This window comes from Bradyrhizobium monzae, from assembly GCF_021458635.1.
Lineage (GTDB): Bacteria > Pseudomonadota > Alphaproteobacteria > Rhizobiales > Xanthobacteraceae > Bradyrhizobium.
Genome location: NZ_JAIRDQ010000007.1, coordinates 294718 through 317999, shown reverse-complemented (window position 1 = coordinate 317999; position 23282 = coordinate 294718). Strand labels below are relative to the sequence as shown.

Sequence of the window (23282 nt, the reverse complement as noted above, 5' to 3'; positions counted from 1 at the left end):
CCGATGAAACTCTATGTTGGATTGGACGTCGGTCTTGAAGAAACCAGCCTTTGCATCGTCGACAGCGAGGGCCTCACGGTCCGCGAAGTTAAGGTCAGCACCGAGCCAGAGGCGATCCGCTTCGCTGTGGAGAACTACGCGGATCGCCTCGATAGAGTTGGAGTCAAGGCGTCATCGCTTGGTATCTGGCTGTATCGCGAATTGCAGCCAGCTGGACTTCCAATCATCGTCGTGGAGGCACGCCACATGCGCGTTTCGCTGTCGACGATGCGCAACAAGACGGACCGAAGCGATGCGCGCGGCATCGCGCAGATGATGCGGTTGGGCTGGTACCGCGCCGTCCATGTCAAGAACATCGACATGCAGAAAATGCGCACGTTGTTGACCAACCGGAAGCTGCTCAAGCGCAAATTGATCGACCTCGAGAACCACGTTCGGGGGGCACTGCGGGCCTATGGATTGCTGGTCGGAGCGGTTGCCCGAGGTGCCTACGAAGCTCGCACCGCGAACTGATCGAGCATTGCGACCCGGTTTTTGTGATGTCTATCCAGGTCATGTTGGACGTGCGCCGCGCTCTCCTCGAGGGCTATGATCGGCTACATCGCGTGCTCCTGCAGGTCGTCCAGCATGATCCAGTTTGCCGGCGTCTGATGACGGTTCCAGGCGTCGGTCCGGTCGTTGCCTTGTCATTCAAAGTTGGCGTTGATGACCCTCATCGCTTTACCCGATCACGCACCGTGGGCGCCCATTTTGGGCTGACGCCGAAGCGTCACCAGTCTGGGACGTCGATCGATTTTGAAGGTCATATCAGCAAACAGGGCGATATCTCCGTGCGGGAGGCGCTCTGTGAGGCGGCTGCCAGCCTGCTGCTTCGGGTCAGAAAATGGTCGGCACTGCGAGCGTGGGGCCTGCGGATCGCCAAGCGTTCGAGCATGCTCTGTGCGATTGCCGCGGTGGCGCGAAAACTCGCAGGCATTCTGCATCGGATGTGGGTCAGCGAGACCGATTTCCACGTCGGATTCGGTGCCAAGATCACGCAGCGGCTGCGCTTAAAGCCGGCGCAATAATCACTGCGCAGGCGAGTCAGGAAGGCGCTGGGGTTACGCCCAGCATGTTGAGGAGGAACGAAATTAGAGATCCGCGCGCGCGGTGAGCGTCCCCCTGGCGGGGCCGCGAAGCGGGGAATGTCCGCTATCTCTTGCCTGCTGCCGCCCTTCGGGGACGAGAGCGCAAAACTGCTTGGATCGCCCTGTTTACGAACCTGATGAAGAGCATGCGACGGCCTAAGTGCTGAACGCGAAGGAACGCATGGACCCCGCCTGGTGAATGCTGACCGCAAGCGCGATGTGGTGACGTTTGTGCGTTGTTGATGCAGGGAGTCTGTAATGGCTGAAGCGCGAAGAGTCGAAGAAAAGCGTAGGAATGAGTGGACTTTGAACGCCCGATTAGGAAGGCGAGATAAAAGGGCCTCGCCTGTCGAACCGCAAGCCATTGACATGGCTTGGGTTCGGGCGTGCCGGTCGGTCGGGGCGCGTGCCGCGCCCGGGATTTTCGCCAGTAGATTCAAGCATCTTTTCGGCAATGTAGGCGCCGTTGCGCTTTTCGAGGCCCAGTCATGACCGTGGGCGACAGCGATCTGCGTATTCGGCCCGGGCGCATTCGCGGCACCCGCGCGCCGAAGCCCAAGAGCTTCATCAACCAGGTGCTACGCGCAGCGAAGAAAGCCGGACACACTTCGGGTCAGGCTGCGGCTGGCAGACGATCTGCCGCCTATGGGCGCTCGACGTTTGGCCGCGGCCGGCTTGCCTTTAGTCGCAGCCGGTTGTTCAGCCCGACACGGCGCGTCATGGTGAAGGCGCGCGTGGTTCGACATAAAGGGCGCGCCTTCCGCTCAGCACCACTGACGGCCCATCTCTCATATTTGAAGCGCGATGGCGTGACCCGAGGCGGCGAGCGAGCTGAGATGTTCGATGCCGGCAGCGACCGTGCAGATGGCACGGCTTTCGCAGAACGCTGCAAGGAAGACCGGCATCATTTTCGGTTCATCGTCTCGCCCGAAGACGCCGGCGACATGACCGACCTCAAGGCTTTCACCCGCGATCTCGCCAGGCAGATGGAGACCGATGTCGGCACGCGGCTCGATTGGGTGGCCGTCGATCACTGGAACACGGACAACCCTCACGTCCATTTTCTCATTCGAGGGGTCGACGAGGAGGGAGCCGATCTCGTGATCTCCCGTGACTATATCAGCCGGGGCCTGCGCTCACGCGCCGAGGAACTGGTTGCGATCGAACTGGGTCCAAAGCCGGAGCACGAGATCCGAAATTCGCTGGAAAGAGAGGTCAGGGCAGAGCGATGGACGCGGCTAGATCAGGAAATCAGGCTGGCCGCTGACGAAACCGGCTATATCGATGTTCGCCCCGAACATTCTGGCAGTTCTGATCCCGAAATCCGGCGCCTGATGGTGGGTCGCCTTCAGCACCTGGAAAAGATGGGCCTTGCCGCGTCCGCCGCACCCGGGGAGTGGATGGTCGGGCTTGAGGCCGAGCGTAGCCTGCGCGACCTCGGCATGCACGGCGACATCATCAAAACCATGCACCGCGCCTTTACCGAGCGTGGGGAAGCGCGCGGCGTTGCCGACTACGTCATCGAAGGTGGACAGCCATTGTCCCAGATCATCGGACGACTGGTCGATCGGGGATTGCATGATGAGCTGACGGGCGAGGCCTACGCCCTGATCGACGGAACAGATGGACGCGCGCACCACGTGCGCTTCCGTGGGGTCGAGTCCTTCGAACAGGCGCCGCCAGTCGGCGGCATCGTCGACGTCCGGCGCTTCGGCCAAACCGGCGATCCGCGCCCCACCATGGTGCTCGCAACCCGCTCCGATCTCGATCTCAGCGGGCAGGTCACCGCAAGAGGAGCGACCTGGCTCGACCACCGGCTGGTCGAACGCGACCCCATGCCGCTTGCCATGGGCGGGTTCGGCCGCGAGACCCGCGACGCCATGGAAGCCCGTACCGAGCATCTGGTCCAGGAGGGCCTGGCACGGCGGCAGGGCCAGCGTGTCATCCTGCAGCGCGACCTCCTCAACACGTTGCGCCGACGCGAACTGGACGAGGTGGCAGCAAAAATCTCGGCCAATACCGGCCTGCCTCGGATGAACGCCGCCGCCGGAGAGCATGTGGCGGGCACGTATCGCCAGCGCTTGACGCTCGCCTCGGGACGCTTCGCCATGATCGACAACGGACTCGGCTTCCAGCTCGTGCCCTGGTCGCGCGAACTCGAAAAGAAACTCGGCCAACACGTCACCGGCGTCGTGAAGGACGGCGGTGGCATCGAATGGGGCTTTGGTCGGAAGCGCGACCTTGGCCTGTAGCTATCTCGGCAATTGAGTTGAGGAAGGGCGTTCGCGATGTCCGGAACCAAGATCCTCTGGGGACAGGTGATCGTTGTCGTCCTCATTATTTTTCTGGCCATCTGGGGAGCAACCGAGTGGACGGCTTGGCGGCTCGCCTGGCAACCAGAGCTTGGGCGGCCCTGGTTCGAACTGTTGAGCTTTAAGGTCTACTATCCGCCCGTCTTCTTCTGGTGGTGGTTCGTCTACGACGCCTATGCGCCACAGGTCTTTGTCGAGGGTGCTTTCATCGCGGCGTCGGGGACCTTCGTTTCGATTGCCGTGGCGATCGGCATGTCGGTCTGGCGGGCGCGTGAAACCAAGGATGTCGCCACCTTTGGGTCGGCGCGCTGGGCCGATGCTGAAGAGGTTCGAGCGGCGGGACTTCTCGGTCCGGACGGCGTGGTGCTGGGTAAGCTCGACCATGACTACCTCCGCCATGACGGACCCGAACATGTGTTGTGTTTCGCACCTACCCGCTCCGGCAAAGGCGTCGATCTTGTCGTCCCCTCGCTGTTAGCCTGGCCCGGCTCGGCCATTGTTCACGACATCAAGGGTGAGAATTGGCAACTGACCGCCGGCTTCGCTCGCGGCACGGCCGCGTTCTGTTGTTCGACCCGACCAACCCCAAGTCCTCAGCCTACAATCCGCTCCTCGAGGTCCGGCGTGGGGAGTGGGAGGTTCGCGACGTCCAGAATGTCGCCGACGTGCTGGTCGATCCCGAAGGCTCCCTCGACAAGCGGAACCATTGGGAGAAGACCAGTCATTCGCTCCTGGTTGGCGCCATTCTCCACGTCCTCTATGCCGAAGTGGACAAGACCCTGGCCGGCAACGAAGCAATCGAGGAGTAACGATCATGAAAACCTACCTCATCAATCACCTACGCATTCCCGGCGATGTGCCGAACGGTGCCGCTCTCGATTATCTGGATCAGGTCGAGGCGACGGTGGCGCCTATGAGGGCAAGTGGCTTGCAATGGGGCCGGGGACGGTCGCAGAAGGCACCTGGCCGTGCGCGGTCGTGCTGATGAAGTTCCCGAGCCGGGAGCAGGCAGACAGGTGGTACCATTCGGCGGCCTATCGGAAAATCCTGCCGTTGCTCAACAACGCGATATCGGACGTCATATTCATCGACGCGTTGCCGGAGGGCTTCACTGTCAAAGCCTATGCGGCCGATGTTCGCCGCCAGATCGGTGCGACGCCCCATCCGGCCGGCTGATCGCCGATATCTTTTCCGAAACCTTAGAAAGGATCGTCCGGTATCGGCGCGGTCTACGCCGAGCGCCTCTCCAAGCGCGGCTTCGATCTCGTGCTCGTCGCCCGTAGAAAGGACAGACTTGCGGAGGTTGCCGATCTGGTTCGGTCGGAGACGGGGAGCAGGGTCGAGACGGTCGTCGCTGATCTGGCGGACGCGACTGATCTCGCGCGCATCGAGGCGGTATTGCGCGACGACCGCGTGACATGCTCGTCAACAACGCAGGCATTGCCCGCGACCGGTCCACTGCTCAAATCCGATGTCGACAAGATGAGCGCCATCATTGCGCTCAACACGAACGCGCTCACCGGCATTGGCGAAGTACCGATGCCCAATCGTGACGTGAGATATTCTCTTATTGCGTTCTTACCTGTTGCTCCAAAGATCGAAGCGCGATGCTGAGAGTCTTGCCGGCGGTTCCAAACCTCGGAGATTCCGATGAGCTTCTACAACGACTTAGTGCTGCCGAGACTTCTCGATCTGGCGATGAGCAACAAGCAGCTCCTGCCCATTCGCGAGCGCGTTATCGGCGCCGCCGAGGGCCGCGTTCTGGAGATCGGCGTGGGGGCTCGGGCCGCAACTTGCCGTTCTATCGTTCGCCCGCGACGGAAATACTGGCGCTCGAGCCCTCTCCCAAGCTGATCGCCATGGCTCGCGGAGCCGTGAATGCGAGCTTGCCCGTGCAATTTTTCGAAGCTTCCGCGGAAACCATCCCACTCGACGATGGCACCTCGACAGCGTCGTGACGACCTGGACGTTGTGCAGCATTCCGCAGGCAGCTTCAGCGCTGCGCGAGATGCGCCGTGTGCTTCGGCCCGGCGGCAGGCTCCTATTCGCCGAGCATGGCATGGCGCCTAGCGGAAGCGTGCGTTGGTGGCAGGACCAGTTGACACCGGCTTGGCGGCGCATCAGCGGCGGCTGTCACCTCAATCGTCCCATCCGCTCCCTGATCGAGGACGCAGGATTCCGCATCGACCGGATCGAGGCCGGCTACATGCCCGGACCGAAGCCGATGACCTTCATGCACGAAGGCAGTGCGCGGCCCGGCTGATTGAGCTTGCACGACGCATGGGGCTCGCACTGAAATTCACGCCAATTCCGTGATGAAATCCGATGGCGACGATGGTGAGGTCCCTTTCGGGGGCTCGCCCGACAGGTTTTTGAGTCTCTAGGCGAACGATCGGAGAAAATATCGCAGATTTGGCCGGTGTGGGGAAAGGCGGTAGCGCTCTACTGACTCGAACCCCCGACAGATCATACCGGAGTGTGACAGTCTAACACGCGGCGCGGGACCGGTTGTCTTCGACGCTTGGTCAGTGAACCTCGCCCCAGTCCCATCACTCCCCCCTAAGATCATCTCTGCCTCTCTGGGCCGTTCTTCTTCAGGAACGCCGCAACGATATCGCAACGAATTAGGTGAAACGACCGTGAACAAAACGGGACGGGAGCGTCGCCATCGCAAGAAAATCAATAACTTAGAAGATGTTCACTGCGTTCGGGACGCTATGTGCGGTGAACGGCTTTGCCTAATGCTTCCCGATCAGGCTACCGCTTGAAATAGCAATTTGAGATGGTTGCATGTCCCCGATTTGAACCTATCAATCGATGGCCTTGTAGTCGCAGTTGACCCTGTCAATAATGCGCGTTCAGATCACTCCGCGCGATTTGGATGTCGGATTGAGTGATCGCTTATTTCGACGCGTCCCTGACTATCTTGTGGCCTCCCAAAAAGATAGCAAGCACGAATTTCGGTGCCGAGATTCGCACGGTAGTCCCCGCACGCGCGTTGGCCCTCACTCCATCCACTCAAATGCTCGGACGAGGTATTCTCTGCCGTTCCGGAATTGGCATTCACCGTGCGCCATCACCACCATCGAAGGATCCCAGGACAGCATCTTTTCCCTGGCCACGCGGAGCACTTTCCGTCGCAGAAAAGTGGAGCGCCAATCATGAGGGGCATAACCTTTCCCTTCTGTAATGCCTGAAACATGCGCGAGCCAGCGTTGCCAGGGTCGCCAATGTTCGAAAAGCCACTTGTTCGAGAAGTTCTCTGAAAGATCCGCCAGTATTACCGTGCGAGATCTCCGGTGAAAGAAAACAATCTCATCCATCATAAACGAACCTCGGACCCAGCATTGGTCGATCTGGTCGGCCCAATGGCATGGTGGATCATGGACAAGGGCTGGCTCGAAAGAGAGATCAGGCCGCTTTCTCACGGTAGAGGCTGGCCCCCATAGTCTCGCGTGAGGGAATTCCTTCTGCCAGTTCTCCAAGTAGAGATGGTGTAGTTTGTTGGGGCTGACCAGGTGCATTGGCGGACCAATAGCGGTAACCTCCTGCCGAACATGATTGGTCAGCTTTACAGGTGACCAAATCCAAACGGTCCCATTTTGCAGCCTGATGACCACGCTCCGGGTTGGATATGGAAACCCGTAAAAGCTGACAATATCGCCTTCGATGATCCAGATGTTCTCGCCGATTGAAACCAGGGAATTGTCCTCCATCAGTGAGCGTGAGGCCTGCTCAGCGCGCGTGGGCTACACCGACATGAGATAAATGATCCGGCCAAGAGCCCCCAGGAGCAGCGCGAGTGCCGCCATGGCTTGAATGAAGAAGCCCGGAAAACGCCGCTCAGCGGCCGACGCGTAGCCTGCAAAATAGATGACACGACCAAGGATCCATACGGTGCCGAAAGCCGCCGCCCATGGCGTGCTCCAATACATTGCGAACAACCATAGAGCAGGCAGGAAAATCGGCATCCATTCGAGTGTGTTCTCGTGGGCCCGCACCGCACGTTCGAGTGCTGCATCGCCGGTCATCGCCGGTGGGAAAATTCGTGACTTGACGCGCGCTCGCGTAACGGCAATTCCCATGCCGGAACATAGCAGGCCCGACAGCAGCGTCACGATTGCGACGGGATAATAAGTGCTCATGATACGTCTTCTAGGAAACTAGATTACGCCACGCCAAGGGGCTCGAGCCAGTACGTCAATGACGTGTGAGCGCGCCACCCCGTCGGCGACTGCTCGTCCCGTTTGGCGGAAAACTCAGCATACCCCTTCAGACCTTCGAGCTCGCCGGTCCCTGAACCAGCGACGACCTCCCAATGGCCGTGCACAACGGCGCCGGGCTCCATGGCGCCTTTGGCTTCGAGCAAGAACGAACCCTGGCGCCCGCCGACTGAACCCGTGATCCGTTCGTAACAGATTAGTGTGCCAGTCCCGTCAGAACGTTCGAGCCTCAGGTGCGTGGCGTCGCCCTCGCCAATAATGCCACCCGCGAATTTTTCGATAAGGCGCGTTTCGACAATGGCAAGGCCGCTCGCGTCCGGCTTATTGAGGACCGACCTGTCGTACTTTTCGACGTCGACGTCGCTGTCCACAACGCGCGGCTCGGCATCCTTGTCGCCAGCAATCTTCGAACCGCTTAGCGCTTCGGGCACGGATTGCAGGATCCGGTCGAGGACAATAGCCGCCTCCCAGGCCCTTACCGTCGAGTATTCGGCGATCACATCGAGTGCTTCGTTGAGCTCGGCGCGAGTAATGCCCGCACTGGCTGCCATGCAAATATCTGCAGCGAAAGCTTGCCCGAGCGTGCCGCCTGCGACATCGACAGCCAAGCTCGCAAGCAGCCGCTCGCGATGGCTCAATCCAGGTCGGACCCAAAGCTCAGCCGACTGCTTTCCAATAGCCTCTGCGAGCTTGGGATCCGCAGCCCGCAAGCTCCCAAGCGCATCTGCAGGATAGGGTGTGAGGGGATATGGCGCTGGCGTGCGCGTTGCAGCGCTGTCTGAGTCTTGGCCCAGTTCTGCGACCACTGCTGCCAATCGTTCGAATGCGCGTGAGGTAGGGTTGAGTCCGGTTGCCGGTGCGACGTGACGCAAGAGCTCACGAAGGTCCTCGACAGACATGTTGGCCTTGTTCAAGGCCATCGCCATATGCAGTTCGAACGGCAGACCGAGCTCTCGCACGGTAACATCTCCGGCTAGAAGCAGCACGGCCTTTTCACGCATCGAGAGCTGCGATGGTGACCATATCTTGCGACCGGCCTCGAGCCCCATCGCGCCGAACACTGGGTCAAGCCGCATGACGCGGTCAGGTGAAACGAGCTCCATAACAGTCTCCTTTCATTTGAAATGCGGCGCGACCTGGGACCGCGCTCTCATCAGTAAACGCCTGGCAGAAGGCGAGCGGTACCAGCGCGATAGGTCCGGTATTCTTCGCCGAACGTATCGACGAGCAGTGCTTCTTCGGTATTCATGCGCGCGACTACTGGAACGATCATGGCCACCGCGAGAGCCACTCCCGCGATCGAACGAAAGGTGAGTGCCCAGCCCAGGACGCAGATGAGCATGCCTAAGTAGCTCGGATGGCGGATATGCCGATATGGGCCAGTGGTCACGAGGCGGTGTCCCGGTTGGATGGCAACGAGCCCGCTGAAGCGATTGCCGAGCACGAACACAGGCCAGAGCCTCACCACTCCACCTATCGTGTAGATCACGACGCCGGTCCAGCGCACTCTATCGCCATCGGTGGTCCCCCAGTTCAGGCGATCGGTAAATGCCGGAAGCCAGCCGATAAGAAGGCCGAGGACTGCGAAGGCGGCCAGAACCCAGCGGTTCGAGCGATCTTCACGTACGCCCGAGTTGAGGTTTCCACCAGAGAACATGGCCGCCACCGTCAGCACGGCCGTCACGACCGTTAGTGCCGTAAGTGGCGCGTGTGAGAAAAAAGGCTGCAATCCACCCCAACCTAGAATGGCCAGAGCGAGAAAAGCGCTCGTGCCGAGCACGGCGGTGGTCGCGAGGCGCAGCGCGGGAACTTCGCCGGTTCGCCCTGCAGCTTCCATCGAATTTACAACGCTAAGTGATCGCTCCCCGCGAGGTCCGACTATGACGGCGAAGAGGATCAGAACAAGTGCCAGCAGCGTCATGCCGGCGCTTGCGGCGTGAGCGTATTCCCATTGCCGCCGTGCAGCTTCGAACTGGTTCGGCATCTGCGTCCAGTTCTTCGTAAGGGAGTTCATCGGGTAGATGAAGGACCAGAAGATGATTTGCGTGCCGATAAGCGAAGCGAACGTTGCGAGCGACAGCCAACGCGAAAAAGGATTGCGCCACATTGCGACGGCATGACCGAAGGTACAGCCGAGCGCAAGGGCGATTGCCATGCCGAAGAAGGCCCAACCGTCGTAGCTCCTCTGCACCATCAAGTAGTCGTCCGGTGTCAGCTTCAATTTGTTGAACATCTCGAAGAAGTGGGCGCCTTCGGGGACCAAATAGATCGCGACAGATACGACGGCGAAGAGTCTCAACATGTCGAGTCGAGTGAGGTCCGTGGTCCTCTTACGCATCTGGGAATCCCCCCATTCAACTGCTCTCGCGTTCCACTTCTTCGCAAACGTGCTTCAGTTTGTCTGGATTGCGCACGACGTAGATGGCTCTGATTCTGTCGGAGACGATTTCCAGAGCGATCGTGAGGATGTCTCCCCTCGCAAGAGTCGCCAGGCATCCCGGCAGCCCATTGATCGTTGCGGGACGAAAATCGCCGAGAGGCTCTCGCCGCTTGCGCGCCACGCCCGCAAGGAGCGCCAGAATTTTGGCGCGGCCGACGATCGGGTTGAGCGCCGCCCTTCGCTTGCCGCCGCCGTCGGTGTGCAACACAGCGTCCTCCGCGAGGATATTCGCCAAAGCAGCGATGTTGCCGGTCCGATAGGCCTCCATGAACGCCTGGAGAATTTCGTTGCCCTTGTCAGAGTCAACCGGAAATCGCGGACGTGATCTGCGGACGTGGGTACGCCCCCGCGCAGCCAGTCGGCGGCATGCTGCTTCATTTCGTTCGAGAAGCTGCGCGACTTCGTCGAAGCCGACGTCGAAAACGTCATGCAGCAGGAAGGCGGCTCGCTCGAGCGGAGACAGTCGCTCAAGCGCCAACATCAGTCCGACGGACAAGTCGGCTGCGTATTCGTTCGCCGTCTCAGCGCCAAGGGTCTCGGCATTCAACACCGGTTCGGGCAACCATGAGCCGACATAGGTCTCTCTTGTCGCCCGAGCCGATTTCATCTGGTCGAGGCAGATGCGCACGACGATCTTGGCCAGGAAGGCGCGGGCCGAGTCGATGTTTCCCTTCTCGCACTCATGCCAGCGAATATAGGCCTCCTGCACGGCATCCTCGGCCTCGACCATGGAACCAAGCATGCGGTAAGCAAGACCCGTCAGATACCGGCGGTGGCGCTCAAACTGCTCGGCCACTCCGAGCCCGTTCTCGCGAAAGTCTCCAATCGGGCCTTCTTGCGCGGTATCGGTCATCATGCATTCCCAGGAAGTTGACCGCGTCAAATGGTCAAGCGGCCTTGCGCACGTCAGCGGGATGTTGCGCGCGAGCTCCGATCGCAAGCCGGTTGAAGGCATTGATCATGGCGATCGCGACGGAGAGGGCCACGATCTCGTCCTGCGAAAAATGTCGCCGCACCTCTTCATAAGTATCATCAGGAGCGTGGGTTTCCGCAATCCGAGTCAAAGCCTCAGTCCAGGCTAATGCCGCCCGCTCACGGTCCGAGAATAAGGCGGACTCGTGCCATCCATCCAGCAAAAGCAGACGGGAAGGGGTCTCACCGTGCTTGAACGCCTCGCCGCTGTGCATGTGCAGACAGAAGGTGCAGCCGTTGATCTGCGAGGCTCTCGTTTTGACGAGCCCCAGAAGCTTCGGCTCGAGCTTTGTCTGGGCCCATCCATCGGCGGCGCGCATGGCCTCGATCCCCTCGTTTGGGGAAGCAAGATTGATGCGGGGTGTCATTCAATGTCTCCTTGGCGGTTCGACGACCGAGAGACGAGTGAGGACATCCTTTCGTGACATGCTTTCTGATCAATTCTTGGGAGACAAAAACACATGGCTTGGGCCCGGGCCGAAAATCGGTATCTGCGTCGCACATCCTTCCAAGGGAGGCAGTCCGTGTACGAGCGCGCGCATGGAACCAAGGTGGGTGTTCATCCGCGCCATCTGAGGCGATAGCTGCATTGCTCGGACCGACAGGCGAGCGGCGGCGTGGTGCATTAGGATGCTCCGCCTTGCTGTGCTGAAGGCCCTTGGCTGGAAGCCGATAGTGACGGAGCGATCTGACCGGCCGCGGCCGCTAGGCATCGATCTCGGGCACTGCAAGTTCGCAATCGCGAGAGCCACGCGTGGATGGCCCGCTGGCTTAGAACCAACCACCGGCGAATACCTGAATCTGGATCCGCGATTTGACCTAACGGGATCTGCCGATATGCTAGGCAGGCTTCTGCGTTTAAGGGAATGAAGAAGATGCTGACCGGCGGCTGCGCCTGTGGAAATATCCGTTATGAATGCTCAGGAAAACCGATCGTTCAGTTGATGTGCCACTGCCGAGACTGCCAGCGATCGAGTGGCACTGCATTCTCCGCGATGATGATGTTTGCCAGCGACAGATTTCGCTATCTGAAGGGCGAGCCGGTCTTCCATGAGACCGTTGCGGAAAGCGGCCGGATAATCCGAAGGGGCTTTTGCAATAAATGTGGCAGTCCGATTTCGGCTCACTGGCCGACGAGGCCCCAATCGCTAATCGTCACTGTTAGTAGTCTCGACGATCCGTCAAAGTTCGACCCGGCTCTCGAAACCTGGCTATCGCGCGCGGCGCCATGGCATCCTCTCCATCCCAGCACCGCCAAGTTCAGCGAAGGTTCCCACTGAGAGACTGCGTTGCCACGCCGTTGGCGGGTGCCTGGCGCTCCCATAGGCGGTTGCGCTGCAGCCTTTTTAATTCCGAGGTGCGCTGCACCGCGGCGCTGAGCACCAAAGCTAACCGGCCTATCATCGGCCCAATACGTCGCATGAAAATGAGCGTGTGGATTTCTTTGAAAGCTCTGGCGAGCACTTTCCGAGTGGTCGGGCAAGGCAAACAAGACAGTGAGCGTGACCATCGCCGCCGAAGCGCGGGGCCGACGAGACGTCGCTGAAGGACCAATTCCCATCATCGATATCTTCGGCAGGACAGCGCTCCGCCGCGTCGCGCCTGGATTTCAATTTCCGAATGAAGCAGGTGGAGCTGAACCGATCGGGGAGCATTTCCGCCGCGGCATGTCTCGGGATCGTCGTCGTGGCGGTCGCGCCTGATTTGCTAAGACTGTGCGGCTACTCGGAGCCATGTGGGTTTGCTGCCAGAAACCGCCAGAGCGCTTCGATTTACTGCGGGGCGGTTCAGGCGGCTTCCGTATCACGCAGCCCGCGCATACTCTCCGCGTTTGGACGAGGGTACGGTGGGGAGCTTGGATAAGGCGGCCGTGCCGCCGTCAAGGTCGATCAATGCATCAATGGCTTCATCGAGCTGCGACTCCGCGCCCGATCGTATGCCGTCGGGCGCGGCCACCACAAGGCGGTAAGCGTCTAACGCCCACTGGCGGAGCAGATCTCGCTTCTGCTCCTCGCGCAATTTCGGGTCCTGCAGGACCTCGCTTGGACGGGCATAGCCACCCGCAAAGTTGACTGAGACGCGGTCATGGCCCGCTGCGCCTTTTGCGGCCGCAGGTTGGGATGCGTTTGGGATCACGGCGTTCGTCGAAGTGCGTAGCGTGCCTCTCAGCTCGCTCACCTCGCATGGCCTGACATCTGGAATCTGGTCAGACATATAATCCTCCCGATACTGCGGGAGCAGGGTCCACCTGGCAATCGACTTGCGATACGCATTCCGTGGCGTTGCGCCGGCTACTCGGAGCCGAACGCCAGGGGAGGGTGACGAGCACCTAGTGAGCCGGTTACGGAATTTCAAGGAGGACGACCGGCCCAACGGTGCTCGGCTTGATGCAGCACCGCAGGAGAGCTTCGATGCCATCTCTGAGGCCGTGCTGCGCCTGCGCACGCCGCAGGCGCACGAGGTCGCTACGCTCTCGATGCCGTCATTCACCAGATGACGGCCTTATCCGGCAAACCGGCCGGGCGGTGAGGAATACTTGAACTCTGCTCGACTGCATCTAAGTTGATTGACAAGCCGAATTGCAATTCGGCGAAGCGGAGCATTTGGTAAGAAAAGCGCGCGTTGCGCGAAAGACAACTTGAGGGAAGTGACATGAGAAAGCTTGCTCTTGCAACGGTAGCGGCAGCAACGCTCCTCATCGGATCAGTTGCACCGGCTTCTGCCCACTGGCGTCATCACTATTGGGGCGGCCCGGGACCAGGTCCCGGGCTTGCGCTCGGGCTGTTTGCCGGAGCATTGGCTGCCGCAGCCGCACCTCCGGTCTATTATGGACCGGTCTACGGCCCCCCACGCTACTACTATGGTCCCCGGGTGGTTCGCTACTATCCGCCTGCTTATCCCTATTGGTGGTGGTGAAAACAAAGGCCCGGTTCCAGCCGGGCCTTTTGTTGTCGGGCATGTCAACGCACGTAGCGGCGTTCCCGCCTCTCAAAGGCTTACTGACGCATATCGCTTGCCGCTGAAACCAAACCTGTTCTCTCCAGTTGTTCCGGCCACAACTCGAGTTTGGTGCATGACCCAAAAGAGTCGGTTCAACCTCGCATATGCGGTTTTCGCTGCCTGCGCGTTGTTCTTCATTCAATACGTTATCACCACGGCAAACAGGATCGCCGTGATCCCCTACAGCGAGTACCAACAACTGCTCCGCGATGGGAAAGTTGACAGCGTCGGCATTTCCGATCGCACCGTGCAGGGCCTCCTGAAGGAGCCGCTGCCCGGAGGACAGAAGCAGTTCGTGACGACGCGTGTCGACCAGGACGTCGCGCAGGAGCTTGAAAAATATCATGTCCGATTCACCGGACAGATCGAGAGCACGTTCGTTCGTGACCTGCTCTCATGGATCATGCCGACGCTCCTGATCGTTGGTATCTGGTGGTACATCGGCCAGCGCGTCGCACAGGGCGGTCTTGGCGGCGGGCTGATGCAGATTGGCAAGAGCAAGGCCAAGGTCTACGTCGAATCCAACACCGGCATCACCTTTGCGGACGTCGCCGGCGTCGACGAAGCTAAGGACGAGCTTCGCGAGGTCGTGGATTTCCTGAAAAATCCCACCGACTACGGCCGCCTCGGTGGCCGCATGCCGAAAGGGGTGCTGCTGGTCGGTCCGCCCGGCACGGGCAAGACATTGCTGGCAAAGGCGGTGGCCGGCGAAGCTCGGGTGCCCTTCTTCTCGATCTCGGGATCCGAATTTGTCGAAATGTTTGTCGGCGTGGGCGCAGCCCGCGTGCGGGACCTATTCCAGCAGGCTCACGAAAAGGCGCCTGCGATCATCTTCATCGACGAGCTCGACGCGCTAGGCCGAGCCCGCGGAGTCGGCCCGTTTGCCGGCGGACACGACGAGAAGGAGCAGACCCTGAACCAACTCCTGGTCGAGCTTGACGGTTTCGACTCCCGCTCGGGCCTGGTGATCCTGGCTGCAACAAATCGCCCAGAAATACTCGATCCGGCCCTACTCCGCGCCGGCCGCTTTGATCGCCAGGTGCTGGTCGATCGGCCGGATAAGAAAGGCCGTATCGAGATCCTGAAAGTTCACATGAAGAAGGTGCAGGTCGCGAGCGACGTCGCTCCGGATGCCGTCGCCGCATTGACACCGGGCTTCACCGGCGCCGATCTCGCGAACCTCGTCAACGAGGCGGCACTCCTGGCCACGCGACGCGGAGGCGATGCGGTCAGCATGAGCGACTTCAACAATGCCGTAGAGCGCATGGTCGCCGGTTTGGAAAAGCGCAACCGGTTGCTCAATCCCAAGGAGCGGGAGATTGTCGCCTATCACGAGATGGGCCACGCGCTGGTCGCTCTCTCATTGCCCGGCGTGGATCCGGTGCACAAAATCTCGATCATCCCCCGGGGCGTCGGCGCGCTCGGATACACCATTCAACGGCCCATTGAAGATCGCTTCCTGATGACCAAGGAGGAGCTCGAGAACAAAATGGCGGTCCTGCTGGGCGGACGAGCGGCGGAGTTGATCGTCTTCGATCATTTGTCGACCGGAGCGGCCGACGATCTGCGCCGTGTGACCGACATCGCCCGTAGCATGGTGACGCGCTACGGCATGTCGGAAAAGCTCGGCAGCGTCGCCTACGAGCGCGATCCTGGCAATTTCCTGGCGAGCGCGGACCGGCCTTACCCGGTTCGCGAGCATGATTATGCAGATGAAACGGCTGCAAGCGTCGACCGCGAGGTCAAGGATATTGTCGACCGGGTTCTGGAGCGGGCCAAGGGCATCCTGACGACACGTCGTCCGATCCTCGACCGTGCGGCCAAGAAGCTCCTGGAAAAGGAGACGCTGGAGCAGAACGAGATCGATGCCCTTATCCGAGAGATGCCCAAAGAAGGGCTGCGGGCCGTGTGAGCGGGATGGCCGCGCTGGCAATGCGCTCAGCCAGCGCTGTTACTGTCAAAACCTCGGCGCGTCTCAGTCGTGCTCTCATCTGCTGACGGCGCGTGTGAAATCAGGGCCGGCGACGCCTGTGGCGGTTGCGGCGGATCGAGCGACCGGCTTGCTGGTGTTGGATGGTGCTCGATGTAGAGCTGCCCCGCCACCAACATGATGCCTGCACACAAGAGCGTCAGGCTCACAATTACGAGATCCCGATAATCGTCCATCCCTCTCACCACAAGATCGATCCGCAGGGGAACATCGCCGTTTACGCCTCCGTCCAAACGTGCCGGGCATGTGCTCTTGTGTCACTTATTCGGCCAGGACGCTGGATCGGGATCGCGGCGCTGGTTTTGCCACGCCGCGTGGAGAAATCGTCTGCGCTGGACTCGAAGGCGTGCGACTGGGCGCGGGTTGATCCTCTGCCTTGTCGAGCCGTTCCGGTAACGCCGGCCTGATAAGGCGAAATGCAATTGCCGAGCCGGGGATTGGATCTTCGCCCGCGCGTTTGAGTAGCCCGCGCTCGATGAGGTGTTTCAAGGCGAGTGCTAGCTCCTTCGGCCGCCCCGCGATGCCGGCGGTGGCCGCCAGACTCTCGATCGTCATGGCTCGGCCATCCGCGGCATGACGTTCGAAAGCTGCAAGAAGCTTTCCCTCGATCTGCTGGAGGTTCGTTGACGTCCCGCGTTCCATGGCTTTCTTCCTGCGATGCCCGCCGAGATCAACAGCAATCGCCGTCCGGCCGAAGCAGCCAATATTCTTCCCCCGCGCAAGGGGCGGCGCGGGGGAAAGCGGCGGCCGGAAGGCTCAGGCCGTCTGCTTGTGCTCGATCGTCTTTTGGTTGTCGTTGCCAGCCTGGATCGGAATCTGGCGCGGCTTCATGGCTTCGGGAACCTCACGTACGAGGTCGATTGTGAGCATGCCGTCCATGAAGGAAGCGCCCTTAACCTGCACGTATTCGGCCAGGTTGAACTGTCGCCGGAACGGGCGAGACGAGATTCCCTGATACAGGAATTGATGGGCGCCCTTGTCGGCCTTACGGCCCTCGATGGTCAGCACGTTCTGCTCCGCTGTGACGGTCACCTCGTCAGGCGAGAAGCCGGCTAGAGCGAGCGAGATTTGATAGTGATCCTCGTCGCTTCGCTCGATATTGTAAGGCGGGTAGTTGTCGCCCGTCCATTGGGCTGAATCTTCGAGCAGATCGAACAGGCGGTCGAAACCGACGGTCGATCGCCAGAGTGGGCTGAAGTCAAAAGTGGTCATAGCCACATCCTCCTTTCGAGCAATATGGTTACGAGCGCCCGGACACCGTGTCCGGCGCCCGATAGCCGGGTCCTGAGAAGGCACCCGGAGCAGCGCATCCAGCGCGCTGCAGCCTTGGAATTAGAATGGGCAGGGCCATTTTCAAGGCCTCATACCTCGCAAGCCGAACTCGGCAATGAAAAGCAGATACAGCTTTTGCTCGACCGCGGTTGACGCGTGTTCACAGCTTGCTGCTGAGCCCTACCTTTCAACACCCGGCGCCTGCGCGATCTGCGCCGCGAGATAGTCGACCAGGAGGCGCACTCGGGCGATGCCCGATCGCTCGGGGACGATCAGCATGTTGACCGGAACGGGAGACGGCGAGAAGTCGGGCAGCACCACTTCGAGCTTATTGGCGGCAAGAAGATCCTCCACGAGCCAGAGATGTGCAGGCGCGATCCCCCGTCCGGCCGCCAGCGCCTCGCGTGCGGCAAGTCCATGATCGACCCGCAAGCGCCCCCCGAACGGCACCACGTGTTGGCCGCCGCGCCGCCCTTGGAGTACGAGCAGATCGCTGCCGGCGATGTTGGACATCCTGACACCCTCATGGCCTGCCAGGTCTTGCGGGCGCGCGGGCTTGCCGCGCGCGGCGAGATACTGAGGTGCGGCAACGAGCACCCGCCGGGATTGGCCCAGCGCTTTCAGCTTCATCGAGCTATCACCAAGCGGTCCAAGCCGAACGGCGATATCTACTCCTTCTTGCACGAGGTCGATGCGCTCGTCCGTGAGGCTGAGATCAACCAGGATGTCTGGATAGCGGTCCTGAAAGGCGAACAGGAAACGGCTAACGTGCAGCACTCCGAAGGCCGCAGTGCAGGAGATGCGCACCGTACCCGCTGCCGCGCCGCGTGTACTGCGCGCCTCCTCGCCCGCCAGATCAACCTGGCGCAGAATCTGGACGCAGTGGCGATAGTAGCGCGCGCCCTCTTCCGTCATTGTCACCCGGCGCGTGGTCCTGCTGAGCAGCGGCACCCCGACCGCGTCGACTGGCCGACGTTGAGCTCGCGCGCCACCGCGGACAGGTTGGCGCGCTCGGCGACCCGGACAAAGCTGCGCATGCGCTCGAGCGTGACTTCTGATTTATCCATTTCTCGGCATAATCATATCCATTGCCAATATCTACTGAATCCTGGCTTCGCACGCCACCTGGTCGATGTCACAACATCAGGAGGTGCTGCTCATGAACGTCTTGATCGTTTTCGCCCATCCGGAGCCGCGCTCGCTAAACGGCGCGCTTCTTGACGTCGCTGTCAGAGAGCTCAAGCGGCTCGGTCACGAGGTGCAGGTGTCGGATCTCTATGCCCAGGGCTGGAAATCAGAGGTCGATCGCGCCGACTTTCCCTCACTGGCGGACGGTGAACGGCTCCAGCCCGCCGCGGCCTCCAAGCAGGCTTTTGAGGCCGGCACGTTGACGCCGGACGTGAAAGCCGAAATCGAGAAGTTGTTGTGGGCCGACGTCCTCATCCTGCAATTTCCGCTGTGGTGGTTCTCGATGCCGGCGATACTCAAGGGTTGGGTCGATCGGGTCTTCGCCTACGGCTTCGCGTATGGGGTCGGCGAACACAGCGACAAGCGGTGGGGCGATCGCTATGGCGACGGAACCTTGAAGGGCAAGCGCGCCATGCTGGTCGTGACCGCCGGCGGCTGGGAGGAGCACTACTCGGCTCGCGGCGTTAACGGACCCATCGACGACCTGCTCTTCCCCATCAATCATGGCGTTCTCTACTATCCCGGCTATGAAGTCCTTCCGCCGTTCGTGGTCTACCGCGTGGACCGACTAGACGATGCTGGCTTTGGGCCCATTGCCGAGGGATTGCGTGAGCGGATGCGCACGCTCGCGACCACCGCGCCCATTCCGTATCGGCGACAAAATGGGGGCGGCTACCTGGTCCCGAGCATGCAGCTCCGCGCCGGGCTGGAAAATCCGGGGACAAGCGGATTCGCGCTTCACCTCGATCGAGCCCGTAACAGCGGGCAGGGTGGTAAGCCACGCCCGTTGGGCTCCTTCCCTCGCCATGCGGATAGCGGCAGCTCGACGGTCGACGATCTTGCCACTTGACCGAGATTTTTTCCGAATCTGCCAAGCGGACGAGGAACAACCCATTGGGCTTGCGGTTCTTTTTGCGCCGCCGGCCTGAGTGCCGTCGGGCGCCCTTGGGGCCCGCCTAGGTCAGGCGATACGGCGGTTCGTACCATTTTGCTCAATGGAGGATTTGGATATGAAAACCACCTGTCTCTGCGTTTGGCTGTCCGCCAGCCTGAGCCCCGTCGGTGGGCTCTCGCGGCTGCTTCTTCCCTCTGGCCGCTCATTAGGCCTCAAGAACGGCAATGGCTTCTGACGGAGGGTAGGTCATGTCGATCAAGTCAGCCCTCCCTGCCATCCATTCGGAAGCCGGGTTGTCCCGATATCTGCAAGAGATCCGTAGCTTCCCATTGCTCGAGGCATCCGAAGAAGTCATGTACGCAAGGCGTCTTCGGGATTCTGGGGATCGCGAAGCTGCTTACCGTCTGGTGACGAGCCATCTACGACTGGCTGCCAAGATCGCGCTGAAGTATCGGCGCTACGGTCTGCCGATCGCCGACCTTATCTCGGAAGCCAATGTCGGACTGATGTTGGCCGTCAAGCGGTTCGACCCTGAGAAGGGCTTTCGCTTGGCGACCTACGCCGCTTGGTGGATCAAGGCGTCCGTGCAGGAATTCGTTCTGAGGTCATGGTCGCTGGTGAAGCTCGGCACGACCGCGGCGCAAAAAAAGCTGTTCTTCAACCTTCGGAAGTTGAAGAGACGCCTCGGTGCGCCGGAAGATGGTGAGCTTTCCCCCGAGCAGGTGAAGCAGATCTCTGAGCATCTTCAGGTCAAGCAAACCGACGTCGTCGAGATGAACGGGCGGATCCGCGGCGACATGACGCTGAATGTGCAGCTCAGTGACGAAGAAGGCGAACAGTGGCAGGACAGGCTCGCCGATTCATCCCCTGATCCTGAAACCCTGCTCGTCGAGGCCGGAGACCGTGAACGGCAGAAGGCCGCACTCTCGGAAGCCCTGAGCGCGCTTTCTCCACGAGAACGCACGATCGTTGAGGCGCGTTACATGGCAGAAGAGCAAAGAACACTGGACGATCTTGCTGCCACGTTCGGGATCTCTCGCGAGCGAATTCGCCAGATCGAGCAGCGTGCTTTGAAACGTATCAAGTCGATGATCTGCGCTCGCCTGCCGGACCTTGAGACTGCCTCAGTTAGCGTACACTAGAAGCAGAACACAGAAGCCGCTGACCGGCTGCTGATCGAGGATCAGCAGCCGGTGCAGATATTCGGTACCATGGCTTCCGCTGAGAAATCACCATCCTTGCGGCCATCGGACTTCGTTCTTGCGGGCTTGCCACGCGGCTGGCCGCTTTGATTGCTGACGAATTGCTTAACGGCGGCGTCCGAGTTCGTTAGCCCTCGCGATGATTCTACTTCTTTGGCCTGCAGCGAAACCACCATGCCGAGTAGAGCAGCAGCTACCATTAAGGTCCGCATCTTTAGTCTCCTCCTTTCGACGATGCTCCAAATTGCTGCGTAGAGCCGCTCCGCAGCCGAGAAAACATCTCGGTGTGCTTGCTTAAATTTTCAACATGCGTGCAGTTAGCAAATGCGGACGCTTGGGCAGACTCGCCGGGGCGCCGGATCGCGAGCGAAGCTTTCTATCTTGGCGCGAGCTTGGGAGAGAAAATTTTCGTGCTTCCTCTTGAAAGTTGATCCCTCGCTCCTAGGTGCTTTTTCGCCCGGGGGCCGCTACGGACCCGGACTTTGGACATCGCTAATCTACCCAAGGAGGATGTGCATGCATTTCCGTCCCTTGCACGATCGCGTGCTCGTGCGACGTCTAGACGCCGAAGAGAAGACCGCTGGCGGCATCATCATTCCAGACACCGCAAAGGAGAAGCCGCAGCAGGGCGAGATTGTCGCCACTGGGCCCGGCGCACGCAACGAACAGGGCCAGCTCGTTCAGCTCGACGTCAAGCCCGGTGACCGTGTCCTGTTCGCGAAGTGGTCTGGTACAGAGGTCAAGATCGACGGCGAAGAATTCCTGATCATGAAGGAAAGCGACCTTCTGGGTGTCATCGAGCAGGCACCGTCAAGAAGGCAGCGTAGCGCGCTGACAGTCATAGAGGAAAGGAGAAACAAAAATGGCTGCCAAGGACGTGAAGTTCGCAACCGAGGCCCGAGAGCGCATGCTGCGGGGCCTCGACACACTGGCTAACGCGGTGAAGGTCACACTCGGTCCGAAGGGGCGCAACGTCGTCATCGAGAAATCGTTCGGCGCGCCACGCATTACCAAAGATGGCGTGACCGTCGCCAAAGAGATCGAGCTGGAAGATAAGTTCGAGAACATGGGCGCGCAGATGGTGCGCGAGGTCGCATCGAAGACCAGTGATGTTGCGGGCGATGGCACCACGACGGCGACCGTGCTCGCTCAAGCCATCTTCAAGGAGGGCAGCAAGTCCGTCGCCGCCGGCATGAACCCGATGGACCTGAAGCGTGGCATTGACCTGGCTGTCGAAGCCATCGTCGACGATCTGAAATCCCACGCCAAGAAAATTACCGCCAATGACGAGATCGCCCAGGTCGGCACAATCTCCGCCAATGGCGACGCCGAGATCGGGCGCTTCCTGGCCGATGCCATGAATAAGGTCGGTAATGAGGGCGTGATCACCGTCGAGGAGGCCAAAAGCCTACATACCGAGCTCGAAGTGGTCGAGGGTATGCAGTTCGACCGCGGCTACATCTCGCCATACTTCGTCACCAACACCGAGAAGATGCGTGTCGAGCTCGAAGATCCCTACGTTCTGATTCACGAAAAGAAGCTGTCCGGCTTGCAGACCATGCTGCCGCTGTTGGAGCAGGTCGTTCAGTCCGGGAAGCCGCTCCTGATCATCGCCGAGGACATCGAAGGCGAAGCACTTGCGACATTGGTCGTCAACAGACTGCGCGGCGGGCTGAAGGTCGCGGCCGTCAAGGCGCCGGGCTTCGGCGATCGTCGCAAGGCCATGCTGGAGGACATCGCGATCTTGACCGGCGGCAATGTCATCAGCGAGGACCTCGGCATCAAGCTGGAAAAGGTAACGGTGAAGATGCTCGGGTACGCCAAGAAGGTGTTCATCGACAAGGACAATACCACCATTGTCGGCGGCGCAGGGTCCAAGAAGGACATCGAGGCGCGCGCTCAGCAAATCAGGCTCCAGATTGAGGAAACGACCTCCGACTATGATCGCGAAAAGCTGCAGGAGCGCCTGGCGAAACTTGCCGGCGGCGTTGCGGTGATCCGCGTGGGTGGTGCGACGGAAGTCGAAGTCAAGGAACGCAAAGATCGTGTTGATGACGCCATGCACGCTACTCGCGCGGCGGTGGAGGAAGGCATTCTCCCCGGCGGCGGGGTCGCCCTCCTGCGCGCCCTCAAGTCTTTGGACGGCCTCAAGACCGCGAACCCTGACCAGAAGGCCGGCATCGACATCGTTCGCCGCGCCATCCAGATGCCGGCTCGGCAGATCGTGCAGAACGCCGGTGAGGACGGCTCAGTGGTGGTTGGCAAGCTTCTTGAGCACCAGAGCTACAACTGGGGCTTCAACGCGGCGACCGGCGAGTACGAGGATCTCGTTAAAGCCGGCGTGATCGATCCCGCCAAAGTCGTTCGCACCGCGCTACAGGATGCCGCGTCGGTCGCCTCGCTGCTGATTACCACCGAGGCACTCGTCGCCGAGAAGCCGAAGAAGGCCGAATCAGCTCCAGCAGCCGCTCCCGCCATGGACTTCTGAACAATAGAGCCCGGCCGACCACGGCCGGGCTCGACCAATTAGAGGAGAATACCGGTTCCAAACACGGAGTGTCGCATGAACAGGTCTTATCGTCGTCGGCTCAGGATGAGGCAGGACGCGATCCATTGGTTCATGTTCTCCCTGAGTTTTGTCACCATCGCCTGGATCTGCTT

23 protein-coding genes and 4 pseudogenes are annotated in these 23282 nt (G+C 60.5%); 15 read left to right on the top strand and 12 right to left on the bottom strand.

The annotated features are described in order from the left end of the window. Positions 1-3 precede the first annotated feature (3 nt). From K3F49_RS39695 to K3F49_RS25885, 7 genes and pseudogenes are all read left to right on the top strand, one after another. A complete protein-coding gene (locus tag K3F49_RS39695; protein WP_452101121.1) occupies positions 4-513 on the top strand; it encodes an IS110 family transposase in 510 nt (169 codons plus the stop codon). 26 nt (positions 514-539) lie between these two features. Beyond that, positions 540-1067, top strand: coding sequence for a transposase (locus K3F49_RS39690; protein WP_452101120.1), 528 nt, complete (start codon positions 540-542; stop codon positions 1065-1067). Between the two features lie 548 nt (positions 1068-1615). Further along, the gene (locus tag K3F49_RS25905) at positions 1616-3379 is read left to right on the top strand and encodes a relaxase/mobilization nuclease domain-containing protein (protein WP_234683747.1); all 1764 of its coding nucleotides are present in this window, start codon (positions 1616-1618) and stop codon (positions 3377-3379) included. Positions 3380-3415: 36 nt separating this feature from the next. Then, positions 3416-4227: pseudogene (locus tag K3F49_RS25900) on the top strand (type IV secretory system conjugative DNA transfer family protein); the annotation flags it as partial. Continuing rightward, complete coding sequence (locus K3F49_RS39255; protein WP_276575423.1) at positions 4199-4615, top strand: DUF1330 domain-containing protein; 417 nt, start codon at positions 4199-4201, stop codon at positions 4613-4615. The pseudogene K3F49_RS25900 and the gene K3F49_RS39255, both read left to right, overlap by 29 nt. A gap of 42 nt (positions 4616-4657) precedes the next feature. Beyond that, the gene (locus tag K3F49_RS25890) at positions 4658-5053 is read left to right on the top strand and encodes a Rossmann-fold NAD(P)-binding domain-containing protein (protein ID WP_346657354.1); all 396 of its coding nucleotides are present in this window, start codon (positions 4658-4660) and stop codon (positions 5051-5053) included. A gap of 36 nt (positions 5054-5089) precedes the next feature. After that, positions 5090-5702: pseudogene (locus K3F49_RS25885) on the top strand (class I SAM-dependent methyltransferase). Positions 5703-6444: 742 nt separating this feature from the next. Here the strand turns inward: K3F49_RS25885 and K3F49_RS25880 are convergent. The 6 genes from K3F49_RS25880 to K3F49_RS25855 are packed head-to-tail and all read right to left on the bottom strand — an operon-like array spanning position 6445 to position 11442. Further along, positions 6445-7155 (bottom strand): DUF4336 domain-containing protein, encoded by a 711-nt coding sequence (locus tag K3F49_RS25880; protein WP_234683744.1) that lies wholly within the window; start codon positions 7153-7155, stop codon positions 6445-6447. Positions 7156-7188: 33 nt separating this feature from the next. Further along, complete coding sequence (locus K3F49_RS25875; RefSeq protein WP_234683743.1) at positions 7189-7584, bottom strand: MAPEG family protein; 396 nt, start codon at positions 7582-7584, stop codon at positions 7189-7191. Positions 7585-7607: 23 nt separating this feature from the next. Then, positions 7608-8765 (bottom strand): DUF3224 domain-containing protein, encoded by a 1158-nt coding sequence (locus K3F49_RS25870; protein ID WP_234683742.1) that lies wholly within the window; start codon positions 8763-8765, stop codon positions 7608-7610. Between the two features lie 50 nt (positions 8766-8815). Continuing rightward, positions 8816-10000: a methyltransferase family protein gene (locus tag K3F49_RS39105; RefSeq protein ID WP_249794929.1), complete on the bottom strand. Its 1185-nt coding sequence runs from the start codon at positions 9998-10000 to the stop codon at positions 8816-8818. Positions 10001-10016: 16 nt separating this feature from the next. Then, on the bottom strand, positions 10017-10955 hold the full coding sequence (locus K3F49_RS25860) for a sigma-70 family RNA polymerase sigma factor (RefSeq protein WP_234683741.1): 939 nt from the start codon (positions 10953-10955) through the stop codon (positions 10017-10019). A gap of 34 nt (positions 10956-10989) precedes the next feature. Further along, entirely contained in the window at positions 10990-11442 is a 453-nt protein-coding gene (locus tag K3F49_RS25855; protein WP_234683740.1) for a carboxymuconolactone decarboxylase family protein, read from the bottom strand. Between the two features lie 498 nt (positions 11443-11940). Between K3F49_RS25855 and K3F49_RS39685 the strand changes: the two genes are divergently transcribed. Further along, positions 11941-12354 (top strand): GFA family protein, encoded by a 414-nt coding sequence (locus K3F49_RS39685; RefSeq protein WP_452101119.1) that lies wholly within the window; start codon positions 11941-11943, stop codon positions 12352-12354. A gap of 523 nt (positions 12355-12877) precedes the next feature. On the opposite strand, the gene K3F49_RS25850 is transcribed toward K3F49_RS39685, so the two are convergent. Beyond that, entirely contained in the window at positions 12878-13288 is a 411-nt protein-coding gene (locus tag K3F49_RS25850; RefSeq protein ID WP_234683739.1) for a hypothetical protein, read from the bottom strand. Between the two features lie 118 nt (positions 13289-13406). Here K3F49_RS25850 and K3F49_RS25845 point away from each other — a divergent pair, with 118 nt between their 5' ends. The 3 genes from K3F49_RS25845 (at position 13407) to ftsH (ending at position 15986) form a co-directional block, all read left to right on the top strand. Continuing rightward, positions 13407-13571: a hypothetical protein gene (locus K3F49_RS25845; protein WP_234683738.1), complete on the top strand. Its 165-nt coding sequence runs from the start codon at positions 13407-13409 to the stop codon at positions 13569-13571. A 155-nt stretch (positions 13572-13726) separates the two neighbouring features. After that, positions 13727-13990 (top strand): hypothetical protein, encoded by a 264-nt coding sequence (locus K3F49_RS25840; RefSeq protein ID WP_234683737.1) that lies wholly within the window; start codon positions 13727-13729, stop codon positions 13988-13990. 157 nt (positions 13991-14147) lie between these two features. Beyond that, positions 14148-15986, top strand: a complete 1839-nt coding sequence (gene ftsH / locus K3F49_RS25835; protein WP_234683794.1) for an ATP-dependent zinc metalloprotease FtsH — start codon at positions 14148-14150, stop codon at positions 15984-15986. A 26-nt stretch (positions 15987-16012) separates the two neighbouring features. Here the strand turns inward: ftsH and K3F49_RS25830 are convergent, their stop codons facing one another. The 4 genes and pseudogenes from K3F49_RS25830 to K3F49_RS25815 all read right to left on the bottom strand — a co-directional run bounded on the left by K3F49_RS25830 (position 16013) and on the right by K3F49_RS25815 (position 18403). Next, on the bottom strand, positions 16013-16240 hold the full coding sequence (locus tag K3F49_RS25830) for a hypothetical protein (protein WP_234683736.1): 228 nt from the start codon (positions 16238-16240) through the stop codon (positions 16013-16015). Between the two features lie 85 nt (positions 16241-16325). Continuing rightward, positions 16326-16706 carry a hypothetical protein gene (locus K3F49_RS25825; protein ID WP_234683735.1) on the bottom strand — a complete coding sequence of 127 codons (381 nt, stop codon included), beginning with the start codon at positions 16704-16706 and terminating at the stop codon, positions 16326-16328. Between the two features lie 114 nt (positions 16707-16820). Continuing rightward, entirely contained in the window at positions 16821-17276 is a 456-nt protein-coding gene (locus K3F49_RS25820; RefSeq protein ID WP_234683734.1) for an Hsp20 family protein, read from the bottom strand. A 240-nt stretch (positions 17277-17516) separates the two neighbouring features. Continuing rightward, positions 17517-18403: pseudogene (locus K3F49_RS25815) on the bottom strand (LysR family transcriptional regulator). 92 nt (positions 18404-18495) lie between these two features. Here K3F49_RS25815 and K3F49_RS25810 point away from each other — a divergent pair. Further along, the gene (locus K3F49_RS25810; protein WP_234683733.1) at positions 18496-19374 is read left to right on the top strand and encodes an NAD(P)H-dependent oxidoreductase; all 879 of its coding nucleotides are present in this window, start codon (positions 18496-18498) and stop codon (positions 19372-19374) included. Between the two features lie 293 nt (positions 19375-19667). After that, the gene (gene rpoH, locus K3F49_RS25805; RefSeq protein ID WP_234683732.1) at positions 19668-20561 is read left to right on the top strand and encodes an RNA polymerase sigma factor RpoH; all 894 of its coding nucleotides are present in this window, start codon (positions 19668-19670) and stop codon (positions 20559-20561) included. Between the two features lie 41 nt (positions 20562-20602). Here rpoH and K3F49_RS25800 read toward each other — a convergent pair whose 3' ends face one another. Then, the gene (locus tag K3F49_RS25800; protein WP_234683731.1) at positions 20603-20833 is read right to left on the bottom strand and encodes a hypothetical protein; all 231 of its coding nucleotides are present in this window, start codon (positions 20831-20833) and stop codon (positions 20603-20605) included. Positions 20834-21137: 304 nt separating this feature from the next. On the opposite strand from K3F49_RS25800, the pseudogene groES reads away from it, so the two are divergent. Together groES and groL are read left to right on the top strand one after the other, a co-directional pair. After that, positions 21138-21434 (top strand): annotated as a pseudogene (gene groES, locus K3F49_RS25795) (co-chaperone GroES); the annotation flags it as partial. Between the two features lie 49 nt (positions 21435-21483). Continuing rightward, positions 21484-23109, top strand: coding sequence for a chaperonin GroEL (gene groL, locus K3F49_RS25790; RefSeq protein WP_234683730.1), 1626 nt, complete (start codon positions 21484-21486; stop codon positions 23107-23109). The last annotated feature ends 173 nt before the right edge of the window (positions 23110-23282 follow it).

Excerpts from the sequence above, each read along its gene's own strand:
- K3F49_RS39695 (WP_452101121.1), top strand. The coding sequence starts at position 4 with ATGAAACTCTATGTTGGATTGGACGTCGGTCTTGAAGAAACCAGCCTT.
- K3F49_RS39690 (WP_452101120.1), top strand. The coding sequence starts at position 540 with ATGTCTATCCAGGTCATGTTGGACGTGCGCCGCGCTCTCCTCGAGGGC.
- K3F49_RS25905 (WP_234683747.1), top strand. The coding sequence starts at position 1,616 with ATGACCGTGGGCGACAGCGATCTGCGTATTCGGCCCGGGCGCATTCGC.
- K3F49_RS39255 (WP_276575423.1), top strand. The coding sequence starts at position 4,199 with ATGCCGAAGTGGACAAGACCCTGGCCGGCAACGAAGCAATCGAGGAGT.
- K3F49_RS25880 (WP_234683744.1), bottom strand. The coding sequence starts at position 7,155 with ATGGAGGACAATTCCCTGGTTTCAATCGGCGAGAACATCTGGATCATC.
- K3F49_RS25875 (WP_234683743.1), bottom strand. The coding sequence starts at position 7,584 with ATGAGCACTTATTATCCCGTCGCAATCGTGACGCTGCTGTCGGGCCTG.
- K3F49_RS25870 (WP_234683742.1), bottom strand. The coding sequence starts at position 8,765 with ATGGAGCTCGTTTCACCTGACCGCGTCATGCGGCTTGACCCAGTGTTC.
- K3F49_RS39105 (WP_249794929.1), bottom strand. The coding sequence starts at position 10,000 with ATGCGTAAGAGGACCACGGACCTCACTCGACTCGACATGTTGAGACTC.
- K3F49_RS25860 (WP_234683741.1), bottom strand. The coding sequence starts at position 10,955 with ATGACCGATACCGCGCAAGAAGGCCCGATTGGAGACTTTCGCGAGAAC.
- K3F49_RS25855 (WP_234683740.1), bottom strand. The coding sequence starts at position 11,442 with ATGACACCCCGCATCAATCTTGCTTCCCCAAACGAGGGGATCGAGGCC.
- K3F49_RS39685 (WP_452101119.1), top strand. The coding sequence starts at position 11,941 with ATGAAGAAGATGCTGACCGGCGGCTGCGCCTGTGGAAATATCCGTTAT.
- K3F49_RS25850 (WP_234683739.1), bottom strand. The coding sequence starts at position 13,288 with ATGTCTGACCAGATTCCAGATGTCAGGCCATGCGAGGTGAGCGAGCTG.
- K3F49_RS25840 (WP_234683737.1), top strand. The coding sequence starts at position 13,727 with ATGAGAAAGCTTGCTCTTGCAACGGTAGCGGCAGCAACGCTCCTCATC.
- ftsH (WP_234683794.1), top strand. The coding sequence starts at position 14,148 with ATGACCCAAAAGAGTCGGTTCAACCTCGCATATGCGGTTTTCGCTGCC.
- K3F49_RS25830 (WP_234683736.1), bottom strand. The coding sequence starts at position 16,240 with ATGGACGATTATCGGGATCTCGTAATTGTGAGCCTGACGCTCTTGTGT.
- K3F49_RS25825 (WP_234683735.1), bottom strand. The coding sequence starts at position 16,706 with ATGGAACGCGGGACGTCAACGAACCTCCAGCAGATCGAGGGAAAGCTT.
- K3F49_RS25820 (WP_234683734.1), bottom strand. The coding sequence starts at position 17,276 with ATGACCACTTTTGACTTCAGCCCACTCTGGCGATCGACCGTCGGTTTC.
- K3F49_RS25810 (WP_234683733.1), top strand. The coding sequence starts at position 18,496 with ATGAACGTCTTGATCGTTTTCGCCCATCCGGAGCCGCGCTCGCTAAAC.
- rpoH (WP_234683732.1), top strand. The coding sequence starts at position 19,668 with ATGTCGATCAAGTCAGCCCTCCCTGCCATCCATTCGGAAGCCGGGTTG.
- K3F49_RS25800 (WP_234683731.1), bottom strand. The coding sequence starts at position 20,833 with ATGCGGACCTTAATGGTAGCTGCTGCTCTACTCGGCATGGTGGTTTCG.
- groL (WP_234683730.1), top strand. The coding sequence starts at position 21,484 with ATGGCTGCCAAGGACGTGAAGTTCGCAACCGAGGCCCGAGAGCGCATG.